The sequence below is a fragment of the Roseateles sp. genome (assembly GCF_036404855.1).
Lineage (GTDB): Bacteria > Pseudomonadota > Gammaproteobacteria > Burkholderiales > Burkholderiaceae_C > Pelomonas.
Genome location: NZ_DASWYS010000169.1, coordinates 1 through 9,238 on the forward strand (window position 1 = coordinate 1; position 9,238 = coordinate 9,238).

Consider the following 9,238-nt stretch of genomic DNA (forward strand, 5'->3'; position numbering starts at 1 on the left):
GTCAAGCAAAAAGCCGAGGCCAAGACCTCGCGCATCCCGATCAAGATCGTGCCGGCCGAAGTGTTGAAGAAACCCGACTGGATCCGCGTCAAGGCCGGCTCGCCGTCCACGCGCTTCTATGAGATCAAGCAGATCCTGCGCGAGCACAAGCTGCACACGGTCTGCGAGGAGGCCAGTTGCCCCAACATCGGCGAGTGCTTCGGCAAGGGGACGGCCACATTCATGATCATGGGCGACAAGTGCACACGCCGCTGCCCGTTCTGCGACGTGGGCCATGGCCGACCCGACCCGCTGGACGTCAACGAGCCGCTGAACTTGGCCAAGACCATCGCGGCGTTGAAGCTCAAGTACGTCGTCATCACCAGCGTGGACCGTGACGACCTGAAGGACGGCGGTGCCGGCCATTTCGCTGAGTGCATCACGCGTGTCCGCGAGCTGAGCCCCACGACGCAGATCGAGGTGCTGGTGCCCGACTTCCGCGGTCGTGCCGACCGCGCGCTGGACATCCTCAAGGCCGCGCCGCCGGACGTGATGAACCACAACCTTGAGACCGCGCCGCGTCTGTACAAGGAAGCGCGCCCGGGCTCGGACTACCAGTTCAGCCTGGACCTGCTGAAGCGCTTCAAGCAGGAAGTGCCGGGTGTGCCGACCAAGAGCGGCATCATGGTCGGCCTGGGCGAGACGGACGAGGAGATTCGACAGGTCATGCGCGACATGCGCGCGCACGACATTGACATGATCACCATCGGCCAGTACCTCGCGCCGTCGGGTCATCACCTGCCGGTGCGCCGCTACGTGACGCCGGACGCTTTCAAGCAGTTCGAGAAGGAAGCTTACGAGTTGGGCTTCACGCACGCCGCTGTGGGTGCGATGGTTCGCTCCAGCTACCACGCGGACCAGCAGGCCCACGCGGCGCTGAATCCGAAGGCTTAACCTGCGAGGGCCGCCGGCCGCGCGGGGCGCGGCTGCGGCGCCATGGCCGGCACGACTGGCGCGTCGTTCAGGCGCAGGAACTTGAAGCCGGCGAGCTGCGGCTTGTTCTGTCCAGCTTGGCGCGCATCGCGTTCGCCCAGACGTTGGATGAAGCCCTGCAGCGTTTCCTCGCGCACTTGCGGCTCGGCCGAATGCAGGATGTGGCGTGAGCCGTCGGCGCCGGTGACGATCAACCCCACGTGCGAGGCCCATGCGTCGTTGCCGCGGCTGGAGATGACGTTGACGAAGTCACCTTCCTGCAGTTGGGCCTCGATAGCCGCCACGTCTTGCTTGGCAATGTAGACGTCGTCGAAAGGCTGCACCGGGATGTCGCGCTCGATCTTGAACTGCTTGCGCAGGAAGGTCTTGCGGTCGATGCGCTGGTGGTAGGGCTGGGTGGGCGCGCCCAGCGTGCGGGTCACGTCCGTCACCAGCCAGCTGTTGGAGACGTTCCAGTCTGCCTCGGTGTAATGGTTGCGCGTGGCCGTGCCGATGACGCCATCGCGGTAGCGGATGCGCTGCAGCACCCAGAAGAACTCCTCCCATGACGCCGACAGCGCCATCGCGTAGGTGTGCTCGGCGAAGACCACGCAGTCGCTCTTGGCCAGGCTGAACAGGGGCTGGCTGTCGTAGGTCTCGTAGGGGAACTCGCCCAACAGGTAGAGCTCGTAGGGTTGGCCGATGTTCTTGCGCGCGAGCGCGGCGATGCGGCGGCGCAGATCGGGTTCGTCCAGCTGCTGCCAGGCCAGGAAGCGGCCCACCTCGGCTGGCTGCATCCGGTACAGCGGCTTGTTCAGCAGGTCCCCCAGCTCGGCGGCGGGTAGGCTGACGCGACGGGCGGCCTCCAGTTGCGCGGCAGTCGGTTCGACACGGGGCGCGGCGACGGGCGTAGGCTGGTGGGCACAGGCGGCCAGCAGCAGCGTGACGGCCAGGGCGGCAAGGGTCTTGGTCATCGCCGCAGTGTCAGCCAAGGGGGGGCGCGACGGGCATGAGAGCTTGTGCACCGGCCATAACGCCGACTCGTCGGGTCAGGCCTCGGCGAGCAATTTCTCGATGAGGCCGTGCAGTGCGGCGAAGTCCGGCTCGCCGACGTAGCGCTTGACGATCTCGCCGCGCTTGTTGATGAGAAACGTTGTCGGCGTCATCTGCACCGGGCCGAAGGCATTCGCCACTGCGCCCGTGTTGTCGATGGCCACGCCGAAGGGCAGCTTGCGCGTCTCGGCGAACTTGGCGACGAAGGCCGGCGGGTCGTAGCTCATGGCCACGGCCAGCGTGTCCAAGCCGCGGCCCTTGAACTTGTCGTGCGTGGCGACGATCTGCGGCATCTCCTTCACGCAGGTCGCGCAGCTGGTGGCCCAGAAGTTCACCAACATGACCTTGCCGGCCCATTGCTGAGAGCTGGCTTTCTGGCCGTCCAGCAGCACGTAGTCCACGGCCGGCGCCTGTTCGCGCGCACAGCCCGACAACGCGGCGGCACAGACCAGGGCAAGGGCAGAGGCGAGGGCGCGGCGGGACAACATGAGCGGTATTCTAGGAAAAGCCGGGAGGGCTTCTCCCGCATGGGGCCTCAGGCCCCGCGGCCCAGTTCGAACATCAGCAGCGAGGGCAAGGCGTCGGGCAGGTGGCGGCGCGAGATGCGGGCCACGCCGTCGCTGGTGGCGGTGGACAGCTGGGTGCGATGCTCGCCATCGAACATCTCGACGAAACTGAAGTCCGGGGCATCTCGACTGATGCCGGCGATCAACTGCTGCAGTGGCTCGCTCGACAGCGCTGCGTCGAACAGCAGCACGTGGGGCAGCCCTTCCCGGCAAAACTGCTCGGCCTCGGCCACGTTGCCGACCACGTCCACCAGCATCCCCATCTGCCGTACTGCCGCCTGGGCCTCTGCGCGCAGCTCGCGGTTGGCCGACAGGATGAGCAGTTGGCAGCCCGCCAGCGGGCGCGAGTTGCCGCCCATGCGTTCGGCCTCAGCCTCCAGGCGGGCGTGCGTACTGTCTGGCGGCGGTGCCTCGTCCGGCGCCAACTGGTTGAACTCCAGGGTCAGCAGCGTGATGCCGGAATCCTGCTCGCGCAGCGGCAGCACGCCCAGCGTGATGGCCGTCTGCTCCAGCAGCCTCCAGGCCAGGGAGTCCAGCCCCGGCGTCGGCGCGTGCGGGTCGACGTCGTCACTCAGCAGCTCCAGCGAGCGGTGGGCGAAGCGGCAGCTCAGCCGCGCCTTGACGGGCCAGGGCGTCAGGTCCAGGCGCAGGTCGACGGAGGAATGGGTGTTGGCCAGCGCCCAGTCCATCAGCGCGTTCAGCAACGCGAACAGCAGGGCGCCGTCGGCCCAGATTTCGACCGGCTTGAGTGACTGGCGCACCTGCACGCCGCGGGCCTGGGTCTCGCGGCTGCGCTGAGCCAGAACGCTGCGCAGCATCTGAGTCAGATGTTGGCGCTCGCGGTTCAGGCGCAGGCGGCCGGACGCCAGGCGCGCCAGTTGCTGACCCAGCATGCCGGCGGTGCGCGCGTCATCCACGCTGCGGCGCAGCAGGCGCAGGCCGCGGCGGTCGATCTGCCCGGTGGTGGCGAGGTTCTGAATCTGTTCCAGCGCTGCGCTCAGCGGCCCGGCGATCTCGGCACCGAGCTGCTGGACGATGTCCGCCCACTGGACCGGCGTCGGCTCAGGAGTGACATCGTTGGCGGCATTGACTGGCGCTGAAGAAGGCGGCGTGGACATGACCCGGTGGCTGCGGACCCGAGGCGGATGGTTCTAGGTGGTTGGCCCACCTCGGTGCGTGCCCGCATGCTGAGGACAGGCAGGCGGCGCCTCCATCCCCCAGCCAGGGGGAAACCCTTGGTTCAGGGGTGGGTAAGCCCTCACGCGATGACGCCGGCTGCGCGCCAATTCGTGATTTCTTCCACGCTACAGCCGGCTTCACGCAGCAACTCGTCGCTGTGCTGTCCCAACAGCGGTGGCGCGTGACGGTAGGCCACAGGCGTGGCTGAGAGCTTCATCGGGCTGGCGATGAGGCGCAAATCGGGCGAGAGGGGGTGGGGCAGGGCGACCACGGCACCGCGAGCTTGCGCCTGCGGATCGGCGAGCGCCTCCCCAATAGAGTTGATGGAGCCGCAGGGCACCTTGGCAGCCTCCAGCGCCGCCAGCCAGTCGGCCCGCGGGCGCTGGCGCATGGTCTCTTCCAGCTGCGGCACGAGGATGGCGCGGTGGCGCACACGTTCTGAGTTGGTCGCGAAGCGCGGGTCGGCCGCCCAATCCGGTCGACCGGCGATGTCGCAGAACTTGGCGAACTGACGATCATTGCCCACGGCCAGGATCAAGTGGCCGTCGCTGGCCTCGAAGACCTGGTAGGGCACGATGTTCTGGTGGGCATTGCCCATGCGACCCGGCGCCTTGCCGCTGCACAGGTAGTTGCTGCCCAGGTTCGCCAGCATCGCGAGCTGGGTGTCGAGCAGGGCCATGTCGATGACCTGGCCGTGGCCCGTGGCGTCGCGGTGGCGCAGTGCGGCCAGTATGGCCACCGTGGCGTACATGCCGGTGAAGAGGTCCGCCACGGCCACGCCGACTTTCTGCGGGCCGCCGCCGGGCAGGTCGTCACGCTCGCCAGTGACGCTCATCAGGCCGCCCATGCCCTGCACGGCGTAGTCGTAGCCGGCGCGCTCGGCGTAGGGGCCGGTCTGGCCGAAGCCGGTGATGGAGCAGATCACGAGGCCGGGGTACTCGGCCAACAGGCTCTGCGCGTCCAGCCCGTAGCGGGCCAGGTCACCGACCTTGAAGTTCTCGACCAGCACGTCAACCTGGCCGGCCAGCTTGCGCACGATGGCCTGGCCTTCGGGCTTGGAGAGGTCGACGGCCAGCGAGCGCTTGTTGCGGTTGGCGCCGAGGAAGTAGGCCGCTTCGGTGGTGTCCTGGCCCTCTCCATCCTTCAGATAGGGCGGCCCCCAGGCGCGGGTGTCGTCGCCGCTGCCGGGGCGCTCGATCTTGATGACGTCGGCGCCGAGATCGGCCAGGGTCTGGGTGCACCAGGGGCCGGCCAGCACGCGCGACAGATCCAGCACGCGTACGCCCGTCAGGGCTTGGGGAAGAGGCTGATGTTGCATTGCGGAATTGTCGGGGCCGGCTGCGGATAATTCGGGCATGCACCTGAGGATGACTGCCGGATTTGCCCTAATGATGAGCCTGCTGGCGGCCTGCCAGCCCGCGCTGAACTGGCGCGAGGTCCGGCCGGCGGGGTCGGGCGCATTGGCGCTCTTTCCATGCAAGCCCGAGGTCGAGCAGCGCCAGGGCATGGGCCTGGCCCAATGCGAGGCGGCGGACCGGCGCTTCGCGCTGTCCTGGGCAGACCTGACTGACCCCATCCAGGCGGGCGCGGCCCTGAAAGCCATGCCCCAGGCGCTGGCCGGCAAGCTCGGCCAGGTGCTGCAGCCGGGCTCGGCCCTGCAGGTGCCCGGCATGACGCCTATGAGCGAGGCCGCGCAGTACCGCATTGCGGGGGCTGGTGGCGTCACGCGGGTGGCCGTTTTTGCCCATGGCGGCCGGGTCTATCAGGCGCTGCTGACGGCCGAGCGCGACGACGAAGTGGTCTGGGAGACCTTCCGCGCCGGGCTGGCCATTGAGGTCGCCCGCTAACATCCTGCCTTATGCCCAATCTGCTCGTGATCGCCCACGCGCCGCTGGCCTCTGCGCTGCGGCAGGTGGCCGAGCACACCTTTCCGGACTGCGCCCCGACGCTGACCGTGCTGGACGTCCACCCTGGCATGTGCGCGGAGGACGTCGAGGCGTCCGCCCGTGCGCTGATGGCCGCGGTCGCTCAGCCTGAGTGGCTCGTGCTGACGGACGTCTTCGGCGCGACGCCCAGCAACGGTGCCCAGCGCCTAGCGGGGGAGCAGGTGCAGGTGCTCAGCGGTGTCAGCGTGCCCATGTTGTGGCGCACGCTGTGCTACGCCGGCCAAACGCCCCTGACCGAGCTGGCCCGGCGGGCCATGCAGGGCGCGGTCACCGGCATCGTCGCCACGCCCCCCTTGCCCTCCGACGAATGATCAAGTCCACCCTCACTATTAGCAACAAACTGGGTCTTCACGCGCGCGCTTCGGCCAAGCTGACCAAGCTGGCTGGCGGCTTCAGGTGCGAGATCTACATGAGCCGGAACGGCCGGCGTGTGAACGCAAAGAGCATCATGGGCGTCATGATGCTGGCCGCCGGCATCGGGGCGCTCGTCGAGCTGGAGACGGATGGCGAGGACGAACAGGCCGCCCAGGATGCGATCACCGCCCTCGTCAACGACAAGTTCGGCGAAGGTCAGTGAGCTGACGCCGGGTCAGGCGACGAGGCGGCGGAAGCGCGCCGGCAGGTCTGCCGTGCGCAGCAGCAGCGGCAGGTCGGCGGTGTTGAAGTCAGGGTCCCAGGCGGGCTCGCCCATCAGCTTGGCGCCACAGCGCAAGTAGCCGCGGATCAGCGCTGGCGGCTCCACGGACAGATCCTGGCGCAGGTGCTCGATGGGCAGCGGCAGACGTGGGCGCACCTGGCAATCGATGGAGGCGAGGTGGTCGGCGGCGATCTGCGTCCACAGGCTGGCCGCGAAGTGACCGCCGTCGCGCATGCTGACGCTGGCGCAGCCGATGACGGTATCCAGCCCGTTGCGCGCCATGAATTCGGCCAGGGCGCCCCAGAGCGTCAGGATGGCCCCGCCGCTGCGGTGATCCGGGTGCACGCAGGAGCGGCCGATCTCAGCAACGCGGGCGCGCAGGCTGCGCAGTCGGGTCAGGTCGAACTCCGTGTCGCTGTACAGGCCTCCGGCCCGCTTGGCCGCGGCGGGGGTCAATACACGGTAGGTGCCGACGACCGGGCCCGGTTCGCCGTCCTCTTCGTGGGCACGCACCAGCAGGTGTTCGCAGTAGGCATCGAAGAGGTCGATGTCCAGGCCGGCCGGCGAACCCTTGGGTGGTGCGAGACGCGCCCCCATCTCGACAGCAAAGACCTGGTAGCGCAACGCCTGGGCTTCGCGCACTTCGGACTCGCTGCGGGCCCAACTGACGCTAAGACGGGGGGCGGTGGCACGCTGCGCACGTGGCAGGGCTGGGGCATGCGACAGTGCATGCGTGACGATTTGGCTGCGATTCATGACCGCCATGCTGGGCGGCAGCTTTGACGCGGCGGTGAAGGCCCCATGAAAAAACCATGACGAGCCAGACCTAGGTGACAGGCTACATTGGGCGCTGGATCTGCGGGGAGTGCTGATGAGTTTTCAGGTGTTCGGCATTGCGGTCTCGCGTGGTGTGGCCATCGGCCGTGCCGTGCTGGTGGCCTCCAGCCGGGTCGACGTGGCCCACTACTTCGTCGCGCCCGGTGAGGTCCAGGCCGAGATCGATCGCCTGCTGCGGGCGCGCGACGCGGTTGTGCAGGAGCTGGCGACGTTGAAGCAGGAGTTGCCCGAGGACGCGCCGCACGAGTTGGCCGCGCTACTCGACGTGCACCTGATGCTGCTGCACGACGAAGCCTTCACCGGCGGCGCCAGCCATTGGATCGTCGAGCGCCACTACAACGCGGAATGGGCGCTGTCCGCTCAGTTCGAGGTGCTGGCGCGTCAGTTCGACGAAATGGAGGACGACTATCTGCGGGAACGCAAGGCCGATCTGGAACAGCTCGTCGAGCGCGTGCTGGGTGCCCTGGCTCAGGAGCAGGGCGATGCGGCCACGCCCGTCACGCCGCGTGACTTTGCTGGCGAAGACCCGCTGCTGCTGGTCGCCGCGGACATCGCTCCGGCGGACATGATCCAATTCAAGCGAAGCGTCTTCCGGGGGTTCATCACCGACATAGGCGGGAAGACTTCGCATACCGCAATCGTTGCGCGCAGCATGGATATTCCGGCGGTCGTCGGGACGCGCGAGGCCTCGCGCCTCATCATGCAGGACGACTGGGTCATCATTGATGGCGATGCCGGCACGGTCATCGTCAACCCGTCACCCATCGTGCTGGAGGAATACCGCTTCCGGCAGCGCCAGAGCGAACTGGAGCGCGCACGGCTGGGCCGTCTGCGCCACACGCCGGCCGTGACACTGGACGGTGAACACATCGAGTTGCACGCCAACATCGAGATGCCGGCGGATGCGGAGGCGGCTGTCGAGTCCGGCGCCACCGGCGTGGGCCTCTTCCGCAGCGAATTCCTGTTCATGAACCGCGACGGCGAGCTGCCGAGCGAGGATGAGCAGTTTGCCGCCTACAAGGCCGCAGTCGTTGCCATGAAGGGCATGCCTGTCACGATCCGCACGGTCGACGTCGGCGCCGACAAGCCGCTGGACAGGCTGACCATCAACGAATTGCGCCATGAGCACGTGCTCAATCCGGCGATGGGCTTGCGCGCGATCCGCTGGAGCCTGGCCGAACCCAGCATGTTCCGGCAGCAGCTGCGCGCCATCTACAGGGCCAGCGCCTTTGGCAAGGTCAGGTTGTTGATCCCCATGGTGGCGCATCTCTCGGAAGTCCGACAGATCGTCGATGCCGTGCGCAAGGTGCAGCAGCAGCTCACCGACGCCGGCCATGCCTACACACGAGTGGAGCTGGGCGTCATGATCGAGATCCCGGCGGCAGCCGTCATGCTCCCGCTCTTGCTGCGACATGTGGACTTCGTGTCGATAGGCACCAATGATCTGATCCAGTACACCTTGGCCATTGATCGCGCCGACCAGGCGGTGGCCCATTTGTACGACCCCTGGCATCCCGCGGTCCTGCAACTGATCAGCCAGGCCATCGCCCAGGCGCGTGCGGGTGGCAAGAGCGTCAGCGTCTGTGGTGAGATGGCCGGAGACCCGGTCTTCACAGAGCTGCTGCTGGCCATGGGGTTGCGCAGCTTCTCCATGCATCCGTCGCAGATCCCTGCGGTGAAGCAGCGCGTCTTGCGGGCCGACAGCCAACGGCTGGCCGCAGCGTTGCCTCGGATTCTCGAAAGCGAGGATCCCCAAGCAGCCGCAGACAGGGAACTGGCATTGGCCAGGGGTGGGGCCGCAGCGGTCCACTGAGGGGCGCCGTCCTCTCTATATATGGGGCGACGACTGAACCCGCCGTCGGCGGGGGGGGCGCCCCCAACAGGGCGGCGATCTCAACAAGATTTCGCACAAAGTCTTGCGAACCCCGAAATTCCTGTGCTACAGTCGTGGGCTTCGCTGATCACAACACAGCGCTTGTCGGGAACGGCAGTTAGCGGTGGAGTGGTTGGAGAAGCCGGACCGAAAGGTCTGGGGCGAGCTGGAGAGTTCGTTGGGTACTGAAGGGGTC

Annotated in this window: 10 protein-coding genes; 5 read left to right on the top strand and 5 right to left on the bottom strand. The window is 67.5% G+C overall.

Features of this window, described 5'->3' with window-relative positions; all coding sequences use genetic code 11:
* On the top strand, positions 1-933 hold a 933-nt coding region (gene lipA / locus VGF12_RS11230), incomplete at its 5' end, for a lipoyl synthase (protein WP_331176126.1).
* Here the strand turns inward: lipA and VGF12_RS11235 are convergent.
* From VGF12_RS11235 to VGF12_RS11250, 4 genes are all read right to left on the bottom strand, one after another.
* Complete coding sequence (locus VGF12_RS11235; RefSeq protein ID WP_331176127.1) at positions 930-1,925, bottom strand: N-acetylmuramoyl-L-alanine amidase-like domain-containing protein; 996 nt, start codon at positions 1,923-1,925, stop codon at positions 930-932. The genes lipA and VGF12_RS11235 overlap by 4 nt on opposite strands.
* Before the next feature lie 75 nt (positions 1,926-2,000).
* The gene (locus tag VGF12_RS11240; RefSeq protein WP_331176128.1) at positions 2,001-2,492 is read right to left on the bottom strand and encodes a TlpA disulfide reductase family protein; all 492 of its coding nucleotides are present in this window, start codon (positions 2,490-2,492) and stop codon (positions 2,001-2,003) included.
* Positions 2,493-2,539: 47 nt separating this feature from the next.
* Entirely contained in the window at positions 2,540-3,688 is a 1,149-nt protein-coding gene (locus VGF12_RS11245) for a hypothetical protein (protein WP_331176129.1), read from the bottom strand.
* A gap of 140 nt (positions 3,689-3,828) precedes the next feature.
* On the bottom strand, positions 3,829-5,067 hold the full coding sequence (locus VGF12_RS11250) for a CaiB/BaiF CoA-transferase family protein (protein WP_331176130.1): 1,239 nt from the start codon (positions 5,065-5,067) through the stop codon (positions 3,829-3,831).
* 70 nt (positions 5,068-5,137) lie between these two features.
* Between VGF12_RS11250 and VGF12_RS11255 the strand changes: the two genes are divergently transcribed.
* The 3 genes from VGF12_RS11255 to VGF12_RS11265 are packed head-to-tail and all read left to right on the top strand — an operon-like array spanning position 5,138 to position 6,272.
* Positions 5,138-5,596 carry a hypothetical protein gene (locus VGF12_RS11255; protein WP_331176131.1) on the top strand — a complete coding sequence of 153 codons (459 nt, stop codon included), beginning with the start codon at positions 5,138-5,140 and terminating at the stop codon, positions 5,594-5,596.
* Between the two features lie 11 nt (positions 5,597-5,607).
* Positions 5,608-6,006 (top strand): PTS fructose transporter subunit IIA, encoded by a 399-nt coding sequence (locus tag VGF12_RS11260; protein WP_331176132.1) that lies wholly within the window; start codon positions 5,608-5,610, stop codon positions 6,004-6,006.
* The gene (locus VGF12_RS11265; protein WP_331176133.1) at positions 6,003-6,272 is read left to right on the top strand and encodes an HPr family phosphocarrier protein; all 270 of its coding nucleotides are present in this window, start codon (positions 6,003-6,005) and stop codon (positions 6,270-6,272) included. Before VGF12_RS11260 ends, VGF12_RS11265 begins: the two co-directional genes overlap by 4 nt.
* 12 nt (positions 6,273-6,284) lie before the next feature.
* On the opposite strand, the gene VGF12_RS11270 is transcribed toward VGF12_RS11265, so the two are convergent.
* Positions 6,285-7,088: a GNAT family N-acetyltransferase gene (locus VGF12_RS11270; protein ID WP_331176134.1), complete on the bottom strand. Its 804-nt coding sequence runs from the start codon at positions 7,086-7,088 to the stop codon at positions 6,285-6,287.
* A 115-nt stretch (positions 7,089-7,203) separates the two neighbouring features.
* On the opposite strand from VGF12_RS11270, the gene ptsP reads away from it, so the two are divergent.
* On the top strand, positions 7,204-8,982 hold the full coding sequence (gene ptsP, locus VGF12_RS11275) for a phosphoenolpyruvate--protein phosphotransferase (RefSeq protein ID WP_331176135.1): 1,779 nt from the start codon (positions 7,204-7,206) through the stop codon (positions 8,980-8,982).
* The last annotated feature ends 256 nt before the right edge of the window (positions 8,983-9,238 follow it).